General features: G+C 43.6%; 21 protein-coding genes. 12 read left to right on the top strand and 9 right to left on the bottom strand.

What is annotated here, in order from left to right:
* Nucleotides 1–4: 4 nt before the first annotated feature.
* On the bottom strand, nt 5–1,024 hold the full coding sequence (cysP, locus tag BP27_RS0107290) for a thiosulfate ABC transporter substrate-binding protein CysP (protein ID WP_027850988.1): 1,020 nt from the start codon (nt 1,022–1,024) through the stop codon (nt 5–7).
* A 204-nt stretch (nt 1,025–1,228) separates the two neighbouring features.
* On the opposite strand from cysP, the gene BP27_RS0107285 reads away from it, so the two are divergent.
* The gene (locus BP27_RS0107285; protein WP_027850987.1) at nt 1,229–2,047 is read left to right on the top strand and encodes a hypothetical protein; all 819 of its coding nucleotides are present in this window, start codon (nt 1,229–1,231) and stop codon (nt 2,045–2,047) included.
* Between the two features lie 17 nt (nt 2,048–2,064).
* Here BP27_RS0107285 and BP27_RS0107280 read toward each other — a convergent pair whose 3' ends face one another.
* The 4 genes from BP27_RS0107280 to acnB all read right to left on the bottom strand — a co-directional run bounded on the left by BP27_RS0107280 (nt 2,065) and on the right by acnB (nt 8,472).
* Nucleotides 2,065–4,308, bottom strand: a complete 2,244-nt coding sequence (locus BP27_RS0107280) for a heavy metal translocating P-type ATPase (protein WP_027850986.1) — start codon at nt 4,306–4,308, stop codon at nt 2,065–2,067.
* Nucleotides 4,309–4,520: 212 nt separating this feature from the next.
* Nucleotides 4,521–4,715 (bottom strand): cation transporter, encoded by a 195-nt coding sequence (locus BP27_RS0107275; RefSeq protein ID WP_027850985.1) that lies wholly within the window; start codon nt 4,713–4,715, stop codon nt 4,521–4,523.
* 30 nt (nt 4,716–4,745) lie between these two features.
* The gene (gene ygfZ / locus BP27_RS0107270; protein ID WP_027850984.1) at nt 4,746–5,714 is read right to left on the bottom strand and encodes a CAF17-like 4Fe-4S cluster assembly/insertion protein YgfZ; all 969 of its coding nucleotides are present in this window, start codon (nt 5,712–5,714) and stop codon (nt 4,746–4,748) included.
* 157 nt (nt 5,715–5,871) lie between these two features.
* Nucleotides 5,872–8,472, bottom strand: a complete 2,601-nt coding sequence (gene acnB / locus BP27_RS0107265; protein WP_027850983.1) for a bifunctional aconitate hydratase 2/2-methylisocitrate dehydratase — start codon at nt 8,470–8,472, stop codon at nt 5,872–5,874.
* Between the two features lie 300 nt (nt 8,473–8,772).
* Here acnB and BP27_RS0107260 point away from each other — a divergent pair, with 300 nt between their 5' ends.
* The 6 genes from BP27_RS0107260 (at nt 8,773) to BP27_RS15605 (ending at nt 13,788) form a co-directional block, all read left to right on the top strand.
* Nucleotides 8,773–8,961, top strand: a complete 189-nt coding sequence (locus tag BP27_RS0107260) for a Trm112 family protein (RefSeq protein WP_027850982.1) — start codon at nt 8,773–8,775, stop codon at nt 8,959–8,961.
* Entirely contained in the window at nt 8,958–9,746 is a 789-nt protein-coding gene (gene kdsB / locus BP27_RS0107255) for a 3-deoxy-manno-octulosonate cytidylyltransferase (RefSeq protein WP_027850981.1), read from the top strand. Before BP27_RS0107260 ends, kdsB begins: the two co-directional genes overlap by 4 nt.
* Before the next feature lie 23 nt (nt 9,747–9,769).
* A complete protein-coding gene (locus BP27_RS0107250; RefSeq protein ID WP_036239700.1) occupies nt 9,770–10,246 on the top strand; it encodes a low molecular weight protein-tyrosine-phosphatase in 477 nt (158 codons plus the stop codon).
* 3 nt (nt 10,247–10,249) lie between these two features.
* The gene (gene murB / locus BP27_RS0107245) at nt 10,250–11,299 is read left to right on the top strand and encodes a UDP-N-acetylmuramate dehydrogenase (protein ID WP_027850979.1); all 1,050 of its coding nucleotides are present in this window, start codon (nt 10,250–10,252) and stop codon (nt 11,297–11,299) included.
* A gap of 175 nt (nt 11,300–11,474) precedes the next feature.
* On the top strand, nt 11,475–12,827 hold the full coding sequence (locus BP27_RS15610) for a DNA cytosine methyltransferase (protein ID WP_036239698.1): 1,353 nt from the start codon (nt 11,475–11,477) through the stop codon (nt 12,825–12,827).
* Nucleotides 12,817–13,788 (top strand): hypothetical protein, encoded by a 972-nt coding sequence (locus BP27_RS15605; RefSeq protein ID WP_051610440.1) that lies wholly within the window; start codon nt 12,817–12,819, stop codon nt 13,786–13,788. The genes BP27_RS15610 and BP27_RS15605 overlap by 11 nt, the downstream gene beginning before the upstream one ends.
* A gap of 45 nt (nt 13,789–13,833) precedes the next feature.
* On the opposite strand, the gene BP27_RS0107230 is transcribed toward BP27_RS15605, so the two are convergent.
* Nucleotides 13,834–14,751 carry a LysR family transcriptional regulator gene (locus tag BP27_RS0107230; protein WP_036239696.1) on the bottom strand — a complete coding sequence of 306 codons (918 nt, stop codon included), beginning with the start codon at nt 14,749–14,751 and terminating at the stop codon, nt 13,834–13,836.
* A 214-nt stretch (nt 14,752–14,965) separates the two neighbouring features.
* Between BP27_RS0107230 and BP27_RS0107225 the strand changes: the two genes are divergently transcribed.
* The 4 genes from BP27_RS0107225 to BP27_RS0107210 all read left to right on the top strand — a co-directional run bounded on the left by BP27_RS0107225 (nt 14,966) and on the right by BP27_RS0107210 (nt 18,858).
* Nucleotides 14,966–16,465 carry a CoA-acylating methylmalonate-semialdehyde dehydrogenase gene (locus BP27_RS0107225; protein ID WP_027850977.1) on the top strand — a complete coding sequence of 500 codons (1,500 nt, stop codon included), beginning with the start codon at nt 14,966–14,968 and terminating at the stop codon, nt 16,463–16,465.
* Nucleotides 16,466–16,613: 148 nt separating this feature from the next.
* Nucleotides 16,614–17,138, top strand: a complete 525-nt coding sequence (locus BP27_RS15600; RefSeq protein WP_051168333.1) for a methylated-DNA--[protein]-cysteine S-methyltransferase — start codon at nt 16,614–16,616, stop codon at nt 17,136–17,138.
* Nucleotides 17,135–18,202 carry a CobW family GTP-binding protein gene (locus tag BP27_RS0107215; protein WP_051610439.1) on the top strand — a complete coding sequence of 356 codons (1,068 nt, stop codon included), beginning with the start codon at nt 17,135–17,137 and terminating at the stop codon, nt 18,200–18,202. The genes BP27_RS15600 and BP27_RS0107215 overlap by 4 nt, the downstream gene beginning before the upstream one ends.
* Nucleotides 18,203–18,225: 23 nt before the next feature.
* A complete protein-coding gene (locus tag BP27_RS0107210) occupies nt 18,226–18,858 on the top strand; it encodes a MiaE family protein (protein ID WP_027850975.1) in 633 nt (210 codons plus the stop codon).
* A 77-nt stretch (nt 18,859–18,935) separates the two neighbouring features.
* Here BP27_RS0107210 and BP27_RS0107205 read toward each other — a convergent pair whose 3' ends face one another.
* From BP27_RS0107205 to acuR, 3 genes are read right to left on the bottom strand one after another with little or no spacing between them, the layout of a single operon-like run.
* The gene (locus BP27_RS0107205) at nt 18,936–19,514 is read right to left on the bottom strand and encodes a peroxidase-related enzyme (protein WP_027850974.1); all 579 of its coding nucleotides are present in this window, start codon (nt 19,512–19,514) and stop codon (nt 18,936–18,938) included.
* A gap of 49 nt (nt 19,515–19,563) precedes the next feature.
* The gene (gene acuI, locus BP27_RS0107200) at nt 19,564–20,547 is read right to left on the bottom strand and encodes an acrylyl-CoA reductase (NADPH) (RefSeq protein WP_027850973.1); all 984 of its coding nucleotides are present in this window, start codon (nt 20,545–20,547) and stop codon (nt 19,564–19,566) included.
* A gap of 27 nt (nt 20,548–20,574) precedes the next feature.
* Complete coding sequence (gene acuR / locus BP27_RS0107195; protein WP_027850972.1) at nt 20,575–21,210, bottom strand: acrylate utilization transcriptional regulator AcuR; 636 nt, start codon at nt 21,208–21,210, stop codon at nt 20,575–20,577.
* A 309-nt stretch (nt 21,211–21,519) separates the two neighbouring features.
* On the opposite strand from acuR, the gene fadB reads away from it, so the two are divergent.
* Nucleotides 21,520–23,667 carry a fatty acid oxidation complex subunit alpha FadB gene (fadB, locus tag BP27_RS0107190; protein WP_027850971.1) on the top strand — a complete coding sequence of 716 codons (2,148 nt, stop codon included), beginning with the start codon at nt 21,520–21,522 and terminating at the stop codon, nt 23,665–23,667.
* Nucleotides 23,668–23,704: the final 37 nt, after the last annotated feature.

Raw genomic sequence — 23,704 nt, 5'->3', positions numbered from 1 at the left:
TTACTTACCGGCGCTGCAACTGGTCGAGCTTGCCGCCACTAGCAAAGTGAACTTGCATGGCGTTTTTCCAGCTACCCGCTATTTCTTCAATGGTTAGTAGTTTTAAGTCAGGGAAGTTAGCCGCAGTTTCTTCCTTAACGACTGGGTCGTGCACACGGTAGTTAAAGCTGGCTAACAAACGCTGGCTGTCTTCTGAATAAAGGTGTTCTAAATAAGCCCTAGCCAGTTCTAAATTACCGTTACGTTTGGCGGGTTTTTCAACCACTGCCACTGGGAACTCTGCTAAGAAGCTGCTGGAAGGTACAACGATTTGAAATGCCTGGTCAGGAAAGGCTTTAATAATGCCTTGAATTTCAGACTCAAAGGTTAACAAAGCATCGCCTATACCCCGCTCAACAAAGGTGTTGGTTGCACCACGGCCACCCGTATCAAATACCGCCACTTGGCCTAAGAACTGGCGTAAAAAGGCATCAACCTTGGCTTCATCTTTATTGTATTTAAGCTGGGCAAAACCTAGAGCCGCTAAATAGCTGTAACGACCGTTGCCAGACGTTTTTGGGTTAGGTAAAACCAAGTCAACGTCTTCACGGGTTAAATCATCCCAGTCTTGAATGTTTTTTGGGTTATCTTTACGAACCAAAAATGCCATGGTGGAGTAATAAGGCGAGCTAGCATTAGGTAACTTTTCACGCCAATCTTTAGGTAATAGCTTGCCTCTTTCGTGCAGAATATCCACATCAGTGACCTGGTTGTAAGTCACTACATCGGCACGCAAACCTTGAATAATCGCTTGAGCTTGGCGCGATGAGCCGGCATGAGATTGTTTAATTTCAACCCTTTTGCCAGTTTTTTCTTGCCAATGGTCGTTAAAGTGTTCGTTATAGCTGGCAAATAATTCTCTGGCTATATCGTAAGAGGAGTTTAATAAACTGGGGTTATCGGCTAGGGCAGGCGAGGCACTTAATGCTAGGCTAAGGCCACTAGCTAATAAAGTTTTACCTAGGTGTTTGAATCTTAATGACATCTTGTATTCCTTTGTAGGGGTTAGGCTAAACATTGCAGTTAGACTAATCCGCAAAAGAGGTTATAACAAGATGGTTAACTATACCAATAAAGAATAAGCAAAAAACCTAAAGCAAAATTAGCAACTGCTTAAGGTAGAAAAAATACTCGATAAACAGTATATTTTACGGCTTATTGGAATAAATTAATCATAAGTGGATTGAAAATGCTTGCCCTTATACTGCTTGGCGTCGTGGTTTTTTTAGCTTTTACAACAATATTTTTTGTTCATCATCGCAAGGTTGTAGAAGAAAAACGGATTCAAACGGAACGAAAAATTCATGATATTAAAACTCAGGTTAAACGCCTTGAGCCTTTAGTGACTCGAATCCGACCTCACCTCCTTCCTTATGATTTACGTTCTGCTTTAGCTGAGCGCTGGATAACTTTATTACACCTCCAGCAGGATGCAGGTGATAAAAGTGACAGCTTTTTACAAGAGTTGCAGAATGCTGAGCAGGTCGTTCGAGAGGTTAAAGCTAATCCTAACCCTAAAATTGAGCCTATTGAAAACCAGGCTAAAGGGCAGGAGGCTATGAACCAGCTTAAAAATGTGCAGTTCTTAATAATGAAAGAGTTTCGTGAAAAGCGTCTGAGCGAGGCTAGGGGGCAGCAGTTTTTAACTTCTATTCGTTATGCCGCTACACAAGTTATTATTGAAATGAATAAGTCGATGGCCGCTGTTCAGTTAGAGAATAAAAAATACCGTGCGGCACTTATTTACTATCAAAATATAATTAAAGAATTAAAAAAATACCGTGGTACAGAGCAAGAGCACTTCAGTAGTATTTATGACGATATACGCAAAACCATGGATGAAGTTAAGGTTAAAGCTCAACAAGAGTTAGCGGCAACGCCTAATATGCTAGCTCAAGGCATGGAGGAGCTAGAAAAAGAAGAAGCCCTTGAATCTGGGTTTACATCGGATATGCAGCGGGCTGTTATGGCTGGTAAAGCCAAAGCCCGCAGTCAACAAAAAGGTTAGTGGTTTATTTATCTAGCTTAACCGTCTAATTTCACTAAGCGTAGACGGTTAGCATTGCTCACCACGGTTACCGAAGATAAAGCCATGGCTGCCGCTGCGTAGGTGGGGCTTAAAAGCCAACCTGTTAAGGGGAATAAAACCCCAGCAGCTAGCGGAATACCTAAGGTGTTGTAAACAAAGGCACCAAAGAGGTTTTGCCAAATATTTTTTACCGTAGCGCGTGAAATTAACATGGCATCGGCTACTCCGTGTAGTGAACCCCGCATTAGCGTTAAGTCAGCACTTTCTATAGCTATGTCTGTACCTGTGCCTATGGCAAAGCCTACGTTAGCTTGAGTGAGTGCAGGCGCATCGTTAATACCATCACCCACCATGCCCACTTTTAAGCCCTCTGCTTGCAGCTCTTTTACCTTGTCGGCTTTTTCGTCTGGTTTAACTTCTGCAAATACTTCAGTAATTCCTACCTGTTTAGCAACTGCCTGAGCGGTTCTAGGGCTATCACCAGTAAGCATTACTACCTGCACACCGGCTTTTTGAAGGCGCTGAATGGCAGCGGCTGAATCTTCTTTAATAGGATCAGCGATGCCGACTAATGCTGCTAGTTGGCCACCCACGACTAGGTGAATACAGGTTTGGCCTTGGTCTGCCATGCTGGCTGCTTCTTCAACTTCTGCATCGCTTAGACTGATGCCTTCTGACTCTAGTAAAGAGCGGTTACCTACTAACCAAGCTTGGTTATTGATCTGAGCTTTTAAACCTAAGCCAGCCAAAGTTTCTGGTGTGGCAGTTTTTGGAATCTGCAAACTCTGTTCTTTAGCAGCTGCAACAATAGCAGCGCCTAGGGGGTGTTCTGAGGCTTGTTCCAGTGAAGCTAAGTTAGCGAGTAATTCATCTTTAGATAGGCTGTTAGCACCCTCTAGGTAAGCGGCTTGCAAGGCAAAGTTGACCATCTTAGGTTTGCCTTGAGTGATGGTGCCAGTTTTATCTAAAATAATGGTGTTTAGTTTAGAAGCTTCTTGCAGGGCATCACCTTTACGAATCAGCACGCCTTTCCCTGCGGCGCGACCAACCCCCACCATAATCGACATGGGCGTGGCTAAGCCAAGCGCACAGGGGCAAGCAATCACTAATACAGCCATTGCTGAAATTAGCATATAGGCAGCTTGTGGTTCTGGGCCAACTAGCCACCAAACCAAAGCAGTAATCATAGAAATTAGAATAACGACGGGTACAAAAACGGCACTAATTTGGTCAACTAGGCGGCCAATGGCAGGTTTAGAACCTTGGGCATTACGTACTTGGTTAATAATTTGTGCCAAAGCAGTATCTTCACCCACTTTACGCACACGCATTTTAATACTGCCACCTTGGTTAACCGTTCCTGCCGATAACCAGTCTTTTTTACTTTTATTTACTGGCAGGGGTTCACCAGTTAACATCGATTCATCGACTTGAGTTTCACCTTCAGCAACGATGCCATCAACAGGAATACGCTCGCCAGGTCTGACTCTTAATAAATCACTGGCTTGAATAGAAGCTAAGCGCATTTCTTTCTCTTCACCGTCAGGGGTGATTAAGCGGGCGGTATCGGGCTGTAGTTGAATCAGCTGACGTATGGCTTGTGATGCATTACCACGGGCGCGAGTTTCTAAGGCTTGACCTAAATTAACTAAACCAATAATAAAAACTGCTGCTTCATAATAAACATGCCGACCTTCGGGCGGCACTATTTCAGGCCAAAGCACCATTAAAGTGGAATAGAGCCAAGCTGCACCGGTACCTAGGGCAATTAGACTATCCATATTGGCACGGTGGTTTTTAAGTGAAAGCCAAGCGCCTGTATAAAAATGACCACCTGAATAAACCATGGTGGCTAGGGTAGCTAAACCAATAATGCCCCAAAGCAGACGGGCATCTTCTAGCGCAGGTAAGTGCCCTGTCATCATAAGCAGCATTTGTGGCGCACCCACGGCTAGGGCAACCCAGGTTTTAATCCAAACCTTTTTAAGGGCTGCCTGTTCTTCTGCTTGGCGTTCGTTATCGCCATAATCAGCACTCATGGGAGTGGCACCAAAACCAGCATCTTGTACAGCTTTAATTAAAACCTGTGGGTCAGCCGTTCCAGTAATTTCAGCACTTCTATCCGGTAAGTTGACGTTGACTTGCTGAACACCTGCCACACCGTTAAGTGCTTTATCGACACTGGCAACGCAGGCACCACAAGTCATACCCCGAAGGGCTAGGCGAAGGGGTTTAGACATGACTACCTCCAATAGGTGTTAACAAGTAACTAAATGCTATTCCTAAAGAGGCTAGGTGTTCTGCTAAAGCAGGCTGTCTGCAACAGGACGTTGCAGCCAGAGCCTACAGGGCAGTTTAATGCTCCTGCAAAAACTGCATTTACACCATCCATGGTGGTCAGATGTATTCACGTGTCCTGCGTAGCAGCACCTAGACTCATTGAAAGCTAAAATTACTCTTCTGCCTCAAAGCCTAGCCCTTCAATTATATCGATAGCCTGATCAGCCGTGATGCTACCTGTAATGCTGGCACTGTCTTGGCTAACCTCTACGCTTTCTATGGCTTCATTAGCCATTAGAGCTTCAGTAACTTTATTGACGCAGCCATTGCAGGTAAGTCCCATTAGTTTCAGTTCTATAGTTGGCATTGTCTTCTCCAATAGTTTGATTGTGGCTAGTTAGGCTTCTGCACCATGCAATGCTTTTCTACCCGTTGGATCATAGGGTAGTTTATGCAAAATAAGTTTGATTTTTAAATCAGGATCGGCAAATAAGTTGGTGTCACTTTCAATGGCTTTTTGGTTAATAACAGCTAAGGCTTCTAATTCGCCGCGTCGATCAGCGGCTATAGTAATGATGTCGCCCTGCTGCTTACCTTGTGTATCGTAGACTCCAGCAGGCAAGGTTAGTTCACCCGTGGTTAAGTGAGCACGGTGTAAACGTTTTTTAACCTGTCCACGGAACTGAGCTCGAGCAACAATTTCTTGCCCTATATAGCAGCCCTTTTTAAAACTGACTGCGCCTATGGCCTGGTAGTTAAGCATTTGTGGCAAGAACTGATCAGTTAAATCTGCATCAACTAAGGCACGCCCCATTTTAATGTCTAACAAATGCCAGCAGTCAGTTTCTACTTGGTTAGTTAGGTTTTGAAGTTTAGTCAGAGTAGTAGCAAAATTTTCAGCATCACGTTTTAGCATGACTAAGGCGCGAGGTAAGGGGCCGGGTAGGTTTAGCACTAACCCCTGTTCAGTGATTGCTTGTTGGTATTCATCTTTTGGCCAAGCACCCACTAGGCTACTGGTTAAAGCAGGCACTTCTTTGCCTGAAAGACCAATAAGCTGGTAGTCACTTGTGATTTCATTTAATTGGGTTTTAAAGAAGGGCTGGTACTTTGCTAGGTGAGTTTGCACTACGTCTAAATTGCTAGCAGGCAAAATAAGCGCTAAATGATCTTGACCTAGGGCGATAACTTCAAAGCTACTAATCACACGACCTTTTAAGCTACAAAGCAAGCCAGGCAAGGCTTGCTCGGTATTAACTAGGTTTAAATCAGCCGTAATTTGACCTTGCAGCAGTTTGTCTGGCTGACCACCCTTGAGTTCTAGAACGGCTAAGTGTTCTAGAGAAGTAAAAAATACGTTAGACATGGGTAGATACCTTAAATTTATTGCACTGCAGTAATGTGATTGATCTGCATTACTATTGCAAGTGACTAGTGCAAGCTTACCAATAAAAAGCCCGCCACTGCTAGGCAGGGCGGGCTTAGAAAACCTTAAGCTAGTTAAAGCCTTAGGTTTTTGCTACTTAGGATTCTTGTGCAACAGGAATCACTGAAGAAGCAGCTTTTTGATACTCATCCATTTGATCAAAGTTTAGGTAGCGGTAAACATCGCTAGCCATTGTATTGATCTGGTTGGCGTATTCTAGGTATTCAGCGGTAGTTGGCAGTTTACCCATAATAGAGGCAACCGCTGCAAGCTCTGCAGAAGCTAGGAATACATCAGCACCATCACCTAAACGGTTAGGGAAGTTACGCGTAGAAGTAGATACAGCGGTTGATTTAGCTGCAATACGTGCTTGGTTACCCATACACAGTGAACAACCTGGCATTTCCATACGCGCACCAGCACGGCCAAAGGTACCGTAGTAGCCTTCTTCAGTTAACTGGTATTGGTCCATTTTGGTCGGTGGTGCTAACCATAAACGAGTCGGTAAAGAACCTTTGAACTGCTCTAGCAATTTACCCGCAGCACGGAAGTGACCAATGTTAGTCATACAAGAACCGATGAATACTTCATCAATTTTGGTGCCAGCAACATCAGACAGTTTACGTGCATCATCAGGATCGTTAGGTGCACAAAGAATTGGTTCTTTGATTTCGTTCAGATCAATTTCGATGATGTGTGCGTATTCAGCATCTTTATCTGCACGCATTAGCTGTGGGTTAGCTAGCCAATCTTCCATCGCTTTAGCACGACGCTCGATAGTACGTGCATCGCCGTAGCCATTAGCAATCATCCAACGCAGTAGGGTGATGTTAGATTTTAGGTACTCAGCAACTGACTCTTCAGACAGGGTAATAGTACAACCAGCAGCAGAGCGCTCAGCAGAAGCATCCGATAGTTCAAATGCTTGTTCAGCCGTTAGGTGTTCTAAACCTTCAATTTCTAGTACTAGACCAGAGAAAGCGTTTTTCTTACCTTTTTTCTCAACAGTCAATAGACCGTCTTGAATGGCTTGGTAAGGAATCGCATGAACTAGGTCACGTAGCGTGATACCTGGCTGCATTTCACCTTTAAAGCGAACCAGTACAGATTCAGGCATATCTAAAGGCATAACGCCGGTAGCCGCTGCGAAAGCAACTAGACCAGAACCCGCTGGGAAAGAAATACCTAGAGGGAAGCGTGTATGTGAGTCACCGCCAGTACCTACAGTGTCTGGTAATAGCATACGGTTCAACCAAGAGTGGATGATACCGTCACCAGGACGTAAAGAAACACCACCACGGTTCATAATGAAGTCAGGTAGGGTGTGGTGAGTGTTCACATCAACTGGCTTAGGGTAAGCCGCTGTGTGACAGAAAGACTGCATAACTAGGTCTGCAGAGAAGCCTAGGCAAGCCAAGTCTTTTAGCTCATCACGAGTCATAGGGCCAGTGGTATCTTGAGAACCTACAGTGGTCATTTTAGGTTCGCAGTAAGTGCCGGGACGAATACCTTCAACGCCACAGGCTTTACCAACCATCTTCTGCGCTAGGGTGTAACCCTTGCCGGTATCAGCAGGTTGTTCTGGCTTTTTAAAGGTATCAACAGGGCCTAAACCTAATTCAGTACGGGCTTTTTCAGTTAGGCCACGACCGATAATTAGAGGAATACGACCGCCAGCACGCACTTCGTCTAGTAGAACTTGAGTTTTTAGTTCAAAAGTAGAAAGGACTTCATCTGTGCCATGCTTGCAAACTTTACCTTCATAAGGATAAACGTCTATCACGTCACCCATATTTAGGTTTTCAACATCCATTTCAATCGGTAATGCACCAGCATCTTCCATAGTGTTGTAGAAGATAGGCGCGATTTTGTTACCAAAGCAGAAACCACCCGCACGCTTGTTAGGTACGTTAGGAATGTCGTCACCAAAGAACCAAAGCACTGAGTTGGTCGCAGACTTACGTGAAGAACCCGTACCTACAACGTCACCCACGTAAACAACGGGGTGGCCTTTAGCTTTAACTTCTTCAATTTGCTTAAGTGGACCAGTAACGCCTGGTTCAACAGGCTCGATGCCATCACGCGCCATTTTAAGCATAGCGTTAGCGTGAACTGGAATGTCTGGACGTGACCAAGCATCAGGTGCAGGTGACAAGTCATCCGTGTTAGTTTCGCCAGGTACTTTAAATACAGTTAGCGTAATTTTTTCAGCCAGTGCTGGTTTGTTAGTAAACCATTCAGCATCAGCCCAAGATTGAATCACTTCTTTAGCGTTGGCATTGCCTTCTTTGGCCTTGTCTGCAACGTCGTGGAATGCATCAAACATTAGCAGGGTAGATTTAAGCTGGGTAGCAGCAAGCTTGCCTAGGTCGTCACTGTCTAGTAGGTCGACTAGCGTTACGATGTTGTAACCGCCCTGCATAGTGCCAAGCAGTTCAACAGCCTCTTCTGCACTGATTAGTGGTGAGGAGCTTTCGTTTTTAGCAATAGCCGCTAAAAAACCAGCTTTAACGTAGGCTGCTTCATCAACACCGGGTGGTACACGGTTGGTAATTAGGTCAACAAGAAATGCTTCTTCGCCTGCTGGTGGGTTCTTTAGCAGATCAACCAAAGATGCGGTTTGGTCTGCATTAAGAGGTGTGGGTGGTACGCCTTCTGCGGCGCGTTCTTCGACATGTTTGCGATAAGCTTCTAGCACGATTTTATACCCTCATCTGTTGGCGATTCTATCTACTGCAAAAAAACTTTTTTAATATCTAAGCAAACGAATAAAATTTCGTTGTCTTTGAAAAGGCGCTGGCATTGTAGTTTAAAGTGTCGACAAAGTTAAGTTAGCGAGTTACAAGAAGGCTTCAACTTTGGTCGTTGATGGTAAATTGTTAGCTAAGAGGCCAGGTTTTGTGTGGCTGGTTAATAAGACCTCTTAAATATTTGGTATTTCAGTTACAATCCAACTTCTTAACTAACCCACTTTACTAACTCACTTTTGGAGCGTTTCATGGATAAGCAACTTTTAGCTTTGCTAGTCTGCCCTGTATCCCATGCGGCTTTGCATTATAACAAAGAAGCTCAAGAATTAGTGTGCCGCCCTAGTGGGTTGGCTTACCCTGTCCGTGATGGGCTTCCTGTTATGTTGGAAAGTGAAGCAAGGCAGCTGACGACTGAAGAAAAGTTAGAAAAAAAATGAGCTTTACAGCAATTATTCCAGCGCGTTACGCCTCATCACGTTTGCCAGGCAAACCTTTATTGGACCTAGCTGGCAAACCTATGTTGCAGCATGTGTGGCAACAAACGTGCTTAAGTGATGCAGAGCGTGTGGTAATAGCCACAGATGACCAGCGCATAGCAGATACAGCCGCTCAGTTTGGTGCAGAAGTTTGTATGACTGCTGCAGATCATCCCAGTGGTACAGATCGCTTACAAGAGGTAGTGAGTCAGCTAAACTTAGCTAAAACAGCTTTGGTGGTAAATGTGCAGGGAGATGAGCCAATGATTCCACCTGAATTAATTAATCAGGTGGCAGCTAATTTGGCAAAAAACACACAAGCTAGTATAGCTACCCTGAGTGAAAAAATTACCGAGATAGAAGCTGTTTTTAATCCTAATAATGTCAAGGTGGTAACCGATAAAAACGGCCTAGCACTTTATTTTAGCCGTAGCCCTCAACCTTGGGCTAGAGACTACTTTCTTGCTAATGAAACTGGTGATTTTAAACCCCAAGCTTTACCTGCTGGTATTAATTTTCAGCGGCATATTGGTATTTATGCTTACCGTGTCGACTTTTTAGATGAGTACGTGACTTGGCAGCCGGCACCGCTTGAGCAAGCCGAGCAGCTAGAGCAGTTAAGAGCGCTATGGAATGGCCACAAAATCCATGTTGCTGAAGCTTGTCAGCCACATCCGCAAGGTATTGATACACCTGAAGACTACCAGCGCCTTCAGGCCTTGTTGCTGAAAAATCTAGCTGGCTAATTAAATAATTTGTTGAGTGAAAAATGATTAAGGTTTTATTCGTTTGTTTAGGTAATATTTGTCGTTCCCCTACTGCTGAAGGAGTGTTTCGTACACTTGTTGAAGCAGCAGATTTGCAAGATAAAATTCAAATAGACTCTGCTGGAACCAGTGATGCGCATGTAGGTAAAGCGCCCGATGAACGTACCCAAAAAGTAGGTTTAGATAGAGGTTACGATTTATCTGCCTTGCGTGCGCGCCAATTTACTGCAGAAGACCTAGACACCTTTGACTATGTGCTAGTGATGGATAAACAGAACCAAGCCGATGTTGAAGACTTGGTGATGGAATTAGAACAGTTAGAAAAAATTCGTTTACTGTTAAGTTTCAACCCTTCGGCCATTAAAGAAGTACCCGACCCTTACTATGGTGGTGACACTGGCTTTCATCAGGTGGTTGATTTAGTCGAATCTGCCTGTAAGCGTTTATTGATACAAATTCGTAAAACGCACGGCTTTTAAACGATGCTGAGTAAAATACCGCTTGCTAAGCTTGATCAGCTAAATACCTTGGGATTTACTGCCCAAGCTAGTTGGTTAGTGCAAGCTGAAAAGCCCGAAGACTTACCCGAAGTTTTTGATTTTGCTAGTTCACAAGCCTTGCCGGTATTTCCTTTGGGCGGTGGTAGCAATGTTATTTTTCAGGGCAATTTAAAAGCGGTAGTGTTACAACAAAAACCACATGCCTTAGAATGGCCTGAAATTGAACCAGATAATTTAATATTAAAAGTCTCAGCTGGCTATTCTTGGCAACAATTAGTATTAGATACCACCAGTAAAGGCTATTTTGGGTTAGAAAACTTGGCTCTAATCCCCGGCCAAGCTGGCGCGGCTCCTATTCAAAATATCGGCGCTTATGGCGTTGAGCTAGCCGACACACTACAAGCCGTAGAAGGTTATTGGTTGCCAGAACATGGACAGCCAGCCAAGTTCGATATTATCGCCGCGAAAAATTGCGTTTTAGGTTATAGAGACAGCCGCTTTAAACATGACTGGAAAGGCCGGTTTATTATTACCGCCTTGCAGTTACAGCTTTCTAAACAAGCAGAACCCCGTTTAGGCTATGCCGATTTACAGCAGCGTTTAGAAGAAAAACAACAACAGCCAGAAACTGCAAACCTGCCATTACCCCAGCTAATTGCCCAAGTCGTCACTGAGCTACGCCAATCTAAACTCCCTGACCCAGCCAAAATTGGTAATGCCGGCAGCTTTTTTAAAAACCCAGTCATTAGCCAGCAACAAGCCGATGAGTTATTAAAACTCTACCCCAAAATGCCCCACTACCCAGCAACCAACGGCTGTAAATTAGCCGCCGCTTGGTTAATAGATCAGTGTAGTTTTAAAGGTGCTAAACGTGGCAGTGTTGGCGTACATGACCAACAAGCTTTAGTGCTTATACACACCGGCGGTGGCACAGCACAAGACTTATTAGCCCTAGCAGAAGAAATAACCAGCACAGTTAAAAGTCGTTTTAATATACTGTTAGAAAGAGAACCAGAGTTGGTGGTTGTTTGATTGCATAGTCTATTTTGTTTAAAACCTAAAATTATGTTTGTTATTGTTGGGTTTAGCTTTATTACTGCCGCCCGAGGCTGCCAGTAAGTGTATATGCTGATTTTTTGGTAGATGTAGATGATATTTAGTATGCCTGTATATCACTAAAAAACTATACTAACAAGGTAATTCGTAAATGACTCAAAAACGATCATTAATTTCTCTTTTCGCTGGTGCAGGTGGGCTAGATCTCGGTTTAGAACAAGCAGGATTTACAACCATAGTTGCAAATGAACTTGAACCTCAGGCATGTGAAACGCTTAGAAAAAATAAAATGCTCTGCAACCTAAACTCTAATGAAGTTGATACGTTTGTAGAGGAGGCATTAAAGCAACCCTGTTTTAAACGGTTATCTGAAATTGATAAGCAGCTATTCTTTCAAAGAATAAAGACACGCACACATAAAGAAAAATATCTCCAAGAGTGTAAAGTTATTGAAGGTGATATTAGAGAAGTACCATCCTCCGAATTTGAACGTTTAATAGATAACGACTTATTTTGTATTGCTGGAGGGCCACCTTGTCAACCATTTAGCAAAGCTGGGAAGCAAAAGTCGCTGGACTGTACGAAGAATGGTGATCTTTTTTATGAGTTTGTACGGCTTGTCAAAGATCTAAATCCTAAATGGTTTCTATTTGAAAATGTTAAGGGGATCACTTTTACCAAAACAGATGTCATATATCAAACTTGCAATAGTTGCCATTCTGAAAGCTTGGCTCCATTTGAAGTCAGACAGAATTTCTCCAGCCAAAAAGACTCCAAAAAATGCATAGTATGTGGTGATAATGACGCTACATGGGATATTCGAAACGAGGCAGGAGGTTCATTAAAAATTATTTTTAATGAATTTGAAAAGCTTGGCTATAAGTGTAGCCATAAAGTTTTGAATGCAGCTGATTTTGGTGCCCCTCAAATACGAGAGCGTTTAATTATTGTTGGCAGTAGAGATGGGTTGGATTTTGATTGGCCGGAGGCAACTCACGGAAAACCAAACAAAAAACAACAGCAAGAGGAGTTATTTTCTGGAAGTGAGCTGAGACCGTGGGTAACTATGTATGATGCGTTATGGCCTGGCACACACCCTATCTATGGAGAAATCAACTCTGAAAAAGCAAGGTTATGGGTGAAAAATGTAGTTCGCCCACATGATGAACCTGTAACTTGGACATTCGATAGACCTTCACCCACGATAGGGGCACATCAAGGAGCAAAGTTAGCGTTTGCACCTAATGGTGTTCCAGAAAAGCAGCTATTTAGGCAGCAGTGGGCAACTAAAGGAAGGAAGCAAGGGGACACTCCGCCTGTCCCAGTAGAGCACGAATACCTGTCTGACGAAGAGCTATTGAAATTACAGACTTTTCCTGCATCTTGGTATTTACATGGGACAAGGATGCAACGAGCATTCCAGATAGGTAATGCAGTCCCGCCACTATTAGGTAAAATCATAGGTAATGCAATATTAGAAGCGGAAGAAAAGTATGGCAGTTAAAACATTAGAAGCTTTTACTGAAGAAGAAAAAAATATCGCAATGGATATTTTATCTGCAAAAGTATCAACAATGCTTGGTCGAAAAATGGAAGAAGGCGATTGGGATTTTGTTTACTGTAATACCAAAAAAATTCCTGAGACAGACTGGAGTAATCTGCATATCGATATTAACCATGAAGGTCTTGGCGTAGAACATAAAATGCTGAGGGTAACAAAATCAGGAAGTATATTGAATGAATGTGGAACAACAAAAATGCATCCTGCTGGAACCAGAAGTATTAGAATTCCAGACGAAAGTGACCCAAAAAAAGCAATGGAAAATATATTAGCTCAGTATAATGAGCTAATAGATACAAGATCTGAAGCGGTAAAGGCTAACTCTACAAATAAATCAGCAGATATGCGTATTGGTTGGCTCTTATGGAAAGATACATTAGATGAGTTTTTGTATTTTGAAGAGGAAATGACAAAGCCCAATGTTAACGACTTTTATGCAGAATGGAGCATAACTCCGGCAAGGGGATCACGAAAATCTTCCCGAAGTCTATGGGTTTATGAGAAAGAATCTGGCAAAAAAAAATACTCTATCACAACAACCGCTGGTGCCAAAATTCAACCATATTTCGACGTCCCCGCTCCGAATGATGAGAATTTATATTATTTTAAAGTTCAGGGTGTTCTTGTGGATGGGGGGTTGGTGAAAGTCTGGCTAACTAAAAGCACTGCGAAATATTTAGAACTTTTGTTAGGCTCACTTGACTCAGAGGTATTATCAGAAGCTATTGATTCATTTGATATAAATAAAAATTTTGAGCTATCTGATTCAAATGTAGCAGAAAAAATAGCTGTGCCTGTATTGGTTAAAGAAAGTTCTTACGAAAAACTAAAAATACTCTACCCTCCACTTAGTGATGAATATATGCTCCAACAGTTTGCCATTCATCTAGGTGAAAACTCATAACAACACGCCCTGAGGTGGACAGGAACCATTTTTCTTAGGTATTTATTACTTACATTGAAGAAGGTCGCCACGACCTTCCCCCATCAGCAAATCTTCTTGTTCTTCTACCAATCTTCTTAATTCCAACCAAACGGCTTCTACTCTAGCTAGGCGTTTGCGTTCTGGCTGGGCGGCTAGCCAAAAACTGCGCGTTAAGGTGAGTGGTTCTTCTAAAATAGGTTTTAGTTCTGGGGCTTCTTTGGCCATAAAACAGGGCAGAATAGCCACACCCAGACCTGCTTTTGCCATGGTGTATTGAGCAATAACACTGGTGCTACGAAAAACTTGCTGGGCATCGGGTAAAAGCCTATCCATATAATTCAGCTGGTCTGAAAAGAGTAAGTCATCGATATAGCCAATTAAACGGTGGCGGTTTAAGTCTTCTATTTTATTCAGTGGCGGCGCATTTTCTAGGTAGTTTTCAGTGGCATAGAGTTTAAGGCGATAATCACAGAGCTTGGTGACAACTAAACTGGTGTGCCTTGGGCGTTCAATGGTCACTGCCATGTCTGCTTCATGTCGAGTTAATTTGATAAAGCGCGGCATGGGTAAGAGTTCAACCACTAGGCGTGGATTTTGGCGACAAAATTCACTGAGTTGCGGTGTAATAAAAAAGCTACCAAAGCCTTCGGTAGAGCCTATTCTTACTGAACCTATGCTTTCTTCACCTAGCCCTTGCAGAATTTCACTAGCAGTCAGCGCTTGTTGCTCCATTTGTCTTGCTGTTGCTAAAAGCAGTTGTCCTTGGCTGGTTAGCTGGTGACCATCAGGCCCACGTTCAAACAGTTGCACTTCCAGCTGTGTTTCTAAACGGTGTAAACGCCTAGATACAGTGGAAGCATTGATACGTAAACGCTTTGCTGCTTCACTTAGTTTTTCTGTTCGAGCTAATTCTAAAAAAATTCGTATATCATCCCAATCCATTTTCAGCTCTTTTTCTAGATCTAGTTAACTGCTTTGCATTTATGCAAGCCTGCCTTGCACTTAGGTGGCTTGTCAAGAAGTGATGCGAGTGTCTAAGATGTTAACCAAGTTACCTAGCTAGGTATTTAAAGTAATAATTAATAAAGCTTAGTTCAGGTCGAGCATTTGCAGCACTCTAACTATAAAGAAGTATGCTAACTAAAAGAGGTAAGCCATGACCGTACGTCAAACTCCTATGATTATTGGTGGTAAAGAAGTCATCTCTCAGTCAACCGACTGGCGTGATGTTCTTAACCCAGCAACGCAAGAAGTGGTTGCGCGTGTTCCTTTCTGTACGCTAGATGAAGTAGACGCAGCGATTGAAAATGCTAACGAAGCCTTCAAAACTTGGCGTAATACTTCTTTAGCTGCGCGTATGCGTATTATGCTTAAGTTCCAACAGCTAGTGCGTGACAATGCTAAAGAGTTAGCTGCTTTAATCACCGAAGAACACGGTAAAACTTTGCCAGATGCTGAAGGTGAAGTGGGTCGTGGTTTAGAAGTAATCGAACACGCTTGTTCTATCCCTTCACTACAAATCAGTGAAATGGCAGAAAACGTAGCGACAGGCGTTAACGTTTATACCCTAAAGCAGCCTTTAGGTGTGGGCGCTGGTATTACTGCATTTAACTTCCCTATTATGTTGCCCTGCTTTATGTTCCCTATTGCTATTGCAACGGGTAACACCTTTGTACTTAAGCCTTCTGAGCAAGACCCAACTTCTAGCTTGCGTTTAGTTGAACTAGCGCACGAAGCTGGCTTGCCACCTGGCGTATTAAACGTAATTCATGGTGGTCCAGAAGTAGCCCAGCGTTTATGTGAACATGAACACATTAAAGCCGTATCCTTCATTGGTTCTAGCCACGTTGGTAAAATTATTTATGACCATGCTGGTCGTGCTGGTAAGCGTGCTCAGTGCATGATGGGCGCTAAAAACCACGCGGTTGTTTTGCCTGATGCCAACAAAAACCAAGCCATTGATGCACTGCTAGGCTCTGCCTTTGGTGCTGCGGGTCAACGTTGCATGGCTAACCCAGTGGTTATTTTAGTGGGTGAAGCGCGTGAATGGTCTGCCGATATAGTTGAACGCTCTAAAACCATGAAGGTTGGCCCAGGTACAGACGTTAAGGTTGATGTTTGCCCAGTGGTTTCACCGCAAGCTAGAGACAGAATTGTTAAGCTAATCGATTCTGGCGTTGCTCAAGGTGCAACTTTGGCGCTAGATGGCCGTAACCCAGTGGTTAAAGGTTATGAAAAGGGTAACTTTGTTGGCCCAACAGTGTTCACCGATGTAACCCCAGAAATGGATATTTATTCACAAGAAATTTTTGGCCCTGTCCTTTGCATTGTAGGTGTTGAAACCTTAGAAGAAGCGATTGCTTACATTAATGCGAATGAAAATGGTAACGGTACTTCAATCTTTACCGCTTCGGGTTGGGCTGCGCACAAGTTCCAAAACGAAATTGATGTAGGTCAGGTAGGTATTAACATGCCAATTCCTGTGCCAGTTGCTTACTTCAGCTTCACTGGTTCACGTGCTTCACGTTTAGGTCCATTAGGTCCTAATGGTAAAGAAGCAGTGAAGTTCTGGACACACAGCAAGACAGTAACCGAGCGTTGGTTCCAGCCAGACAGTATTTCAGAAGGCGTGAACACCACTATCTCCATGAAGTAAATGTAACACCCCTCCCGCTTTAACTTAACCCCAACTAGTGCAAACTAGGCGGGGTTTTTTTTGGCTTTTATCTTACCCTGCATACAAGTCAGTTAATCTATCTGTTAATCTGCTAAAACTAACGAGTAGGGCAAATGAGGTGCAGCAAATGATTAAATCATCTTTGTTAAAGGGTGAGCTGCAGGGATGGGCTGAATTTCAAACAGGTGACTGTAACGCTATTATTTTGGTTAGCTCTAAAGGGCTGGTTGCACTAGAGCCATTTTTTAATGATGCTGATTTTGCAGAACAGTTGACTGCTTTTTCTTTAGCTGGAATAGAGCCTTTATCGGCTGGACAGCGTATAAGTTGGTCACAACGCCTTAGCGCGGCCTTAGTAAATTCTGCTTTAATTAAAGACTTGCCTCTGGATTTAAGAGGCACTGCTTTTCAGTTGGCGGTTTGGTCAGCTTTATTAGAGATTCCCAAGGGTAAAACACTCAGTTATGCACAACTAGCAGCAGCCCTAGGTAAACCTAAGGCTGTTAGAGCTGTTGGTACGGCCTGTGGTGCCAATCCCATTCCCTTTTTAGTGCCCTGCCACCGTGTGCTACGTAGTGATGGTAGTTTAGGTGGCTTTGCTTTTGGTTTAACGATGAAACAACAGCTATTGGAACGTGAAAACGCTTTATGAGTACCTCTGAAAATACACAGCCCGCCAATAAAGTACCCGTTCACCTAATGAGTGGTTTTTTAGGGGTTGGTAAAACTACGGCAATCAATCATTTAATTAAAAATAAGCCAGAAGGCGAGCGCTGGGCTTTGGTGGTGAATGAGTTCGGGCAAATTGGCGTGGATGCCAGCCTGTTAGAAGCCGGTGAAGATTTACAAATTAAAGAATTACCTGGAGGCTGCATTTGTTGTGCCTTGGGTTTAACGCTTTCTGTCACCTTAGTTAATCTTTTACAACGCTTTAAGCCTGACCGGCTGATTATTGAGCCAACGGGTTTAGGTCACCCAGCCGGTATTATTGATTTACTAACGGGCGGGCAATTTAACGATGTTTTGGAATTGCGTCCGCTGGTTACTTTGGTTGATCCTCGCTTGTTAGACGAGCCTAAAGTAGTGGCGCATGAAACTTTTCAAGACCAAATCGCTTTAGCAGATATTTTGGTTTTTAATAAAACCGACCTTGCTACCCCAGCGCAAACCCAAAAAGCTTTAGAAGAAGCCCAGCAGATGTTTCCACCTAAGTTGGCTTTGTTAAGCTGTGAAAAGGGTGAGCTACCACTGAGTGTTTTAGATTCTGCCGCCCAGCTAATTAGCCAACAAAGCAAGCCGAAATCAACGCCTAGTCATCACCCTAAAGCCAATTTTTTAGCACCACAAACCGCTGGTTTAGCTTTTTTAGCCTTGCCTGAAGTGGGTAAGCCTGTTTGCCAACAAGGTGAAGGTTTGGGTGCTTTTTCGGTGGGTTGGGTGTTTCATCGGGACGATGCTTTTGATGAAGACAAGCTGTATCAATGGATAGATCAGCAGCAAAACTTGCTTAGAATTAAAGGTGTATTTCGTGTGGGAACCAAACAATGGCGCAGTTTTAACAAGGTAGGATCAGAAATGTTGATGCAAGCAATTACCTATCGGCGTGATTCACGGTTAGAATTGCTAGCAGATGAACCTTTAGATGTTGCTAACCTGCAAGCACAATTGCTGGCGTTTACTTTCAAACCTAAAGAAGCCACACTATTTGATGCTTAATTTATTATTTTGAGACTGTAATTTTGACTACTTCTGTTGAAGCACCGGCCACACCTGAAATTGATGCTTTTTTATTGTGTAGCACACCCCAAACTTGGGTAGATTATGCCCTACAAAACCTAGATACCGTTTTAATCGACCATGCCCTGTGCGAAAAGAAAGCCGCTTCCACAGCGATTAGCTTAATGCACCGTTATCCTCAATATGACGAGCTGCTCGATAAAATGACCCCGCTTGCCAGAGAGGAATTGCAACACTTTAAGCAGGTAATTAATTTATTGCGTGACCGTGGCATTACCTACCACAACTTATCGCCAGGGCGTTATGCAGGCGAGTTGTTTAAACACCTAAGAACCAGCGAACTAGGACGCTTTGTAGATACCTTAATTGTTGGTGCCATTATTGAAGCCCGTTCTTGCGAACGCTTTGCGGCATTAATACCTAGCTTGGTGGAGCAAGGTGAGCTAACTTTAGCCAACTACTACTGCTCGTTAATTAAAGCAGAAGCAAGGCACTTTGAAGGTTACTTATACCTAGCTAATCTTTATACGGATAAGCCCATTACAGAAAGAGTAGCGGCACTGTTAGAAGCAGAAAAACAACTGATAGAAAGCCCAGACCCAGTGTTTAGATTTCATTCGGGCGTACCGGAATGAGTAGAAATTAGTTCACTGAGGTGAATGGATAGAGATTATTCGGTAGCTACCCCTAGATAGCTACCGAATACAGTTTTTTAACGCCCTAAAGAATAAAATTCGGTATTAGGGCGCATGGCGGTGACATTGGCCATACGATTAGATAAACCAAAGAAAGCGGAGATGCCGGTAATATCCCAAACATCTTCATCATCAAAGCCATGTTGTTTTAGCTCGTTAATATCCGCATCACTGACTTCTTGAGCCGTTTGCGATACTTTAACAGCAAAATCTAGCATGGCTTTTTGGCGAGGAGTAATATCGGCATTGTGGTAATTAACGGCAATCTGGTCTGCAATTAGCGGGTTTTTCTCACGAATACGCAAAATTGCACCGTGAGCAACAACACAGTATTGGCACTGGTTGTAGCCGCTGGTGGCAACGACAATCATTTCTCGTTCGCCTTTGCTTAGGTTGCTTTCTTTTTCCATCAGTGCATCGTGATAATCAAAAAAAGCACGGAATTCAGCCGGGCGCTTAGCCAGTACTAAAAATACGTTAGGAATAAAACCTGATTTTTCCTGAACGTCTAAAATTCTGTTGCGTACATCTTCAGGCATTTCATCAAGTGAAGGGACAGGGAAGCGGCTAATGGGTTGTTCTGTTGTATTGCTCATATTGAATCCTTATTTATCGGAATTGTTAGTTATTAGTTTTAATGAGTAATTAAGCTTGAATGGGTACTACAACACGGCCTCTTACTTTGCCTTCCATCAGTTGGTGGGCGGCGTTAATGACTTCATCAAAAGCAACTTCTGTGGTCAGGCTTTCAAGTAAGGAAAGATCAAGCAGTTCTGTCAGACGCTGCCAGGCATCTAATCGCTTGTTTTTGGGTGCCATTACGCTATCTATGCCGTAGAGGGTGACGCCACGCAAAATAAAGGGAGCTACTGTTGAGGGGAAATCCATACCCGCGGCAAGGCCACAGGCAGCAACAGCACCCTGGTATTTTATACCTGCGCATACATTGGCAAGCACATGGCTGCCTGCAACGTCTATAGCACCAGCCCAGGTTTCGGCTGCTAAAGGCTTACCGGGTTGGCTTAATTCGGCGCGATCCATAATTTTGCTGGCACCTAAGGATTTAAGAAAAGCTTCTTCTTCCGGGCGACCGGTGACTGCGGTTACGCTAAAGCCCAGTTTTGCCAGTAATGCCACGGCTACACTGCCTACACCACCTGCTGCTCCAGTGACCAGAATTTCACCGTCTTTGGGGGTGAGGTCGTGTTTTTCTAAGGCCATTACACAAAGCATGGCAGTGTAGCCAGCCGTACCTATAGCCATTGCCTGTCTGGGTGTGAAGGCAGAAGGCAGAGGAACCAGCCAGTCGCCGGATACACGGGCTTTTTCAGCTAGGCCGCCCCAGTGTTTTTCGCCCACACCCCAGCCATTAAGAATAACCTGATCGCCTGCTTTAAAATCAGCGTGGCTGGAGCTGGTTACTGTGCCTGCAAAATCAATACCTGGAATCATGGGGTAGTGTTTTGCAATGGGAGCTTTACCTGTAATGGCAAGTGCATCTTTGTAGTTAAGGGTTGAATAGACGATGTCTAGTTCAACATTGCCTTCGGGTAGCTGTGTTTCATCAACTGACTTTAATGAAACCTGCTGATCTTTTCTGTTGCCTTCAATTAGGACTGCTTTAAACATGGTTTTCTCCAGTGTTTGATAAATTTGTTACGTTTTAATGAGGGTGATAAATTCTTGTGTAAAAAGGTCCAGCGGTTCACCTGATTGTTCAAGTTTGGCTCTGAGAACAGCGCCTTCCCAGCCAACCCAGAAAAAATAGGCCATTTGTGCGGTGTTGGTTGTATCTGCTATTTCTCCGGCAGCTTTGGCTTCATCCAGTAAATCTGCTGTTTTAGCTTCCCAGTCGTTAAATACCTGTATCAGCTGCTTTCTGAATCCTTCAGGAAGTGCCACCATTTCCTGACCGAGATTGCCGATTAAACAACCTCTTTGGTATTCAAACTTCTGCATCCCTTTTTTGGCATCTGTTATAAAAGCCAGCAGGCGGTTTAAGGGGCTGGTATGAGTGTCATCAAACCAGCGGCTTAGTTTTTTAGCAAAATACTGACCATAGGCTTCAATAAGTTCTGCCCCAAAGGCTTCTTTGCTGGCGAAGTAGTGGTAAAAAGAGCCTTTAGGGACTTGCACTGTTTTTAAAATTTCATCAATACCCGTGCTGGAATAGCCTTTAATAGTAAGGGCTGCCAGGCCTGCCCGAACCAATGCCTGTCGGGTATCTATAAAGTCGGCTGCTGAGTGCTTTTTAGGCCGTCCCGGTTTACGTTTTACTGATGGTTTTGTCATTTTTTCCTCAAATATTAGACGGTCGGTCTAATTAATCTTTGTGTAAATTAGACCGACCGTCTCTAAATGTCAATAGGTTGTTTCAGATAATTTTTTTTCAGGGCTTATCGCCTGCTATAACCAGGTTTGCCAAGGTTTTTTTTCAGGTAAAGTCTCTGAGTAGTGTTTAGTATTTTATAGAGCGGCTTGACAACTTAAGCTGAATGGACGAACCTTAGCTAAGTTCAAACGGCCGTATGAAAGTTTGTTAGGTAACAAGCTAGAAGTGCCCGATGAGTTTTTCTACAACAAAAAGCTGGAGATCATACGATGATTTACCAAGGCAAAGCCATTCAGGTACACGCCCTTAGTGACGGAAATGCAGAGCTGATTTTTGATCGCGAAGGTCAGGCAATTAACGTACTTAGTACAGACACCATTAAAGAGTTAGGTGAAGCAGTTAAAGCCATACAAGCCAAATCCGATATTAAGGGTTTGCTTATGAGTAGTGCCAAGGAAGCTTTTATTGTTGGCGCTGATATTACCGAGTTTCACGGCATTTTTGGTGAAACCGAAGAATTCTTAACTGATATGAACCTGCAAGTTCATGAGTTATTTAACAGCATTGAAGATTTACCTTTTCCAACCGTAACCGCAATCAACGGCCTAGCCTTAGGTGGTGGTTGTGAAATGCTACTGACCACCGACTTTCGTGTGATGGCAGACACAGCAAAAATTGGCTTACCCGAAACTAAGTTAGGTATTATTCCTGGTTGGGGTGGTGGTGTGCGTTTACCACGCCTGATTGGTGCAGACAATGCGATTGAATGGATTGCTGGTGGTACCGAAAACCGTGCTGATGTAGCACTAAAAATGGGTGCTGCTGATGCCGTAGTGAGTAATGATAAATTACGTGACACAGCTTTAGATCTTCTAACAGAAGCCCAAGCGGGTAACCTAGATTGGCAAGCGCGACGCGAACAGAAAAAAGCACCGCTTAAATTGAACCCCATTGAATCCATGATGGTCTTTGAAACGGCTAAAGGTTTTGTTGCGGGTAAAGCTGGCCCACATTACCCAGCGCCTGTTGAAGCCATTAAAGCCATTCAAAAGGGTGCTACAGCCAAGCGTGAAAAAGCTCAGCTAGTTGAAGCCAAAACCTTTGCCAAAATGGCTAGAACGGATGTGTGCTTTAACTTGGTTGGCTTGTTCTTGAATGATCAACTAGTTAAGAAAAAAGCAGCTGCTTATGAAAAACAGGTAAACCCCGTTAAAAAGGCAGCGGTTTTAGGTGCAGGTATTATGGGTGGTGGTGTTGCTTATCAGTCGGCTTCTAAAGGCACGCCGATTATGATGAAAGACATTAACGAAGAAGCATTGCAACTAGGTTTAAAAGAAGCCAATAAGCTATTAGGCGGCCAGTTAAAGCGTAAGCGTATAACGGCAGCACAAATGGCAGAAACCTTAGGCCGTATTCGTCCTACACTTTCTTACGGTGATTTTAAAGACGTAGAGCTAACAGTTGAAGCGGTGGTTGAAAATGCCAAGGTTAAAGCTTCGGTATTGGCTGAGCTAGAAGATCAAGTAGCAGACGATGCCATTATTGCCTCTAACACTTCAACCATTTCGATTAACAGCCTAGCTAAAAACCTTAAGCGCCCAGAAAACTTCTGTGGTATGCACTTCTTCAACCCTGTACACCGTATGCCTTTGGTGGAAGTGATTCGTGGTGAAAAGTCTTCTGAAACTGCCATAGCGGCAACGGTGACCTACGCCAAGCAAATGGGTAAAACGCCTATAGTTGTGAATGACTGCCCAGGCTTTTTAGTGAACCGTATTCTTTTCCCTTACTTTGGTGGTTTTATTGGCCTAGTTGAACAAGGTGCAGATTTCCGCCGTGTTGATAAAGTGATGGAAAAGTTTGGTTGGCCCATGGGTCCTGCTTACTTGCTAGATGTGGTGGGTTTAGATACTGCGGTACATGCTAACGAGGTGATGGCTGAAGGCTTCCCAGATCGTATGAAGCGCGAAGGTAAAACAGTTTTGAATGCTATGTACGATGCAGGTCGTCTAGGTCAGAAGAATGCAACGGGTTTCTATAAGTATGAAGAAGACCGTAAGGGTAAGCCGCAAAAAGTGAATGATGAAACCACGGATGCGCTGATTCAGCCTTTAGTTAAAGCGAATGAAGAGCTAACCGATGAGCAAATTATCGCCCGCATGATGGTTCCTCTTTGTTTAGAAACGGTGCGCTGCCTAGAAGATAATATTGTAGGTACACCAGCCGAAGCGGATATGGCGCTTATTTACGGCATAGGCTTCCCGCCTTTCCGTGGTGGTGCGCTACGTTATATAGATGCCATGGGTGTACAAGCCTTTGTTGACCTAGCAGATTCCCTAGCAGATTTAGGCCCGCTTTATGCCGTGACCGATAAGCTGCGTGCTAAGGCCGCTAATAACGAATCTTTTTATAGCTAAAGTTTATAGCTAAGGTTTTGTCACCGAATTCAGGAGA

Origin of the sequence: Marinospirillum insulare DSM 21763 (genome assembly GCF_000686905.1) — a bacterium.
GTDB lineage: Bacteria > Pseudomonadota > Gammaproteobacteria > Pseudomonadales > Halomonadaceae > Marinospirillum > Marinospirillum insulare.
This window is presented reverse-complemented; position numbering and strand designations above follow the sequence as displayed.